Origin of the sequence: Acinetobacter sp. HR7 (genome assembly GCF_000773685.1) — a bacterium.
GTDB classification, from domain to species: Bacteria; Pseudomonadota; Gammaproteobacteria; order Pseudomonadales; family Moraxellaceae; genus Acinetobacter; species Acinetobacter thermotolerans.
In genome coordinates, this window is the sequence record NZ_JPQO01000070.1 from 1 (window position 1) to 1,850 (window position 1,850).

1 tRNA gene and 1 rRNA gene are annotated in these 1,850 nt (G+C 50.4%); both read left to right on the forward strand.

Annotation, left to right across the window (positions count from 1 at the left end):
- Positions 1-174: 174 nt before the first annotated feature.
- A 16S ribosomal RNA gene (locus GW12_RS04610) occupies positions 175-1,712 on the forward strand.
- 61 nt (positions 1,713-1,773) lie between these two features.
- Positions 1,774-1,850: transfer RNA gene (locus tag GW12_RS04615), tRNA-Ile, on the forward strand.

Below are 1,850 nucleotides of genomic sequence, written 5' to 3' on the forward strand. Positions count from 1 at the left end.
GATCATTAAGAGATTATGAAGAACAACTTGTGTGGATTTTTATCGGTTGATCGATTGAATATATTTTCATTGATTAATGGTAGAAATTACTCGAAGTTTATTTGAGCGAATTTTTGTCAGTAATTGATGAGCCAGAATTAAGTACTTTGTCTTAACTAAAGTACAAAATGATTTTAACTGAAGAGTTTGATCATGGCTCAGATTGAACGCTGGCGGCAGGCTTAACACATGCAAGTCGAGCGGAGATAGGTAGCTTGCTACCGATTCTTAGCGGCGGACGGGTGAGTAATGCTTAGGAATCTGCCTATTAGTGGGGGACAACGTTTCGAAAGGGACGCTAATACCGCATACGCCCTACGGGGGAAAGCAGGGGATCTTCGGACCTTGCGCTAATAGATGAGCCTAAGTCGGATTAGCTAGTTGGTGGGGTAAAGGCCTACCAAGGCGACGATCTGTAGCGGGTCTGAGAGGATGATCCGCCACACTGGGACTGAGACACGGCCCAGACTCCTACGGGAGGCAGCAGTGGGGAATATTGGACAATGGAGGCAACTCTGATCCAGCCATGCCGCGTGTGTGAAGAAGGCCTTTTGGTTGTAAAGCACTTTAAGCGAGGAGGAGGCTCCCTTGGTTAATACCCAAGGTGAGTGGACGTTACTCGCAGAATAAGCACCGGCTAACTCTGTGCCAGCAGCCGCGGTAATACAGAGGGTGCGAGCGTTAATCGGATTTACTGGGCGTAAAGCGCGCGTAGGCGGCTTTTTAAGTCGGATGTGAAATCCCCGAGCTTAACTTGGGAATTGCATTCGATACTGGGAAGCTAGAGTATGGGAGAGGATGGTAGAATTCCAGGTGTAGCGGTGAAATGCGTAGAGATCTGGAGGAATACCGATGGCGAAGGCAGCCATCTGGCCTAATACTGACGCTGAGGTGCGAAAGCATGGGGAGCAAACAGGATTAGATACCCTGGTAGTCCATGCCGTAAACGATGTCTACTAGCCGTTGGGGCCTTTGAGGCTTTAGTGGCGCAGCTAACGCGATAAGTAGACCGCCTGGGGAGTACGGTCGCAAGACTAAAACTCAAATGAATTGACGGGGGCCCGCACAAGCGGTGGAGCATGTGGTTTAATTCGATGCAACGCGAAGAACCTTACCTGGCCTTGACATACTAAGAACTTTCCAGAGATGGATTGGTGCCTTCGGGAACTTAGATACAGGTGCTGCATGGCTGTCGTCAGCTCGTGTCGTGAGATGTTGGGTTAAGTCCCGCAACGAGCGCAACCCTTTTCCTTACTTGCCAGCATTTCGGATGGGAACTTTAAGGATACTGCCAGTGACAAACTGGAGGAAGGCGGGGACGACGTCAAGTCATCATGGCCCTTACGGCCAGGGCTACACACGTGCTACAATGGTCGGTACAAAGGGTTGCTACTGCGCGAGCAGATGCTAATCTCAAAAAGCCGATCGTAGTCCGGATCGCAGTCTGCAACTCGACTGCGTGAAGTCGGAATCGCTAGTAATCGCGGATCAGAATGCCGCGGTGAATACGTTCCCGGGCCTTGTACACACCGCCCGTCACACCATGGGAGTTTGTTGCACCAGAAGTAGGTAGTCTAACCGTAAGGAGGACGCTTACCACGGTGTGGCCGATGACTGGGGTGAAGTCGTAACAAGGTAGCCGTAGGGGAACCTGCGGCTGGATCACCTCCTTAACGAAAGATTGACGATTGGTAAGAATCCACAACAAGTTGTTCTTCATGACGATGTATCTGAGGGTCTGTAGCTCAGTTGGTTAGAGCACACGCTTGATAAGCGTGGGGTCACAAGTTCAAGTCTTGTCAGACCCACCA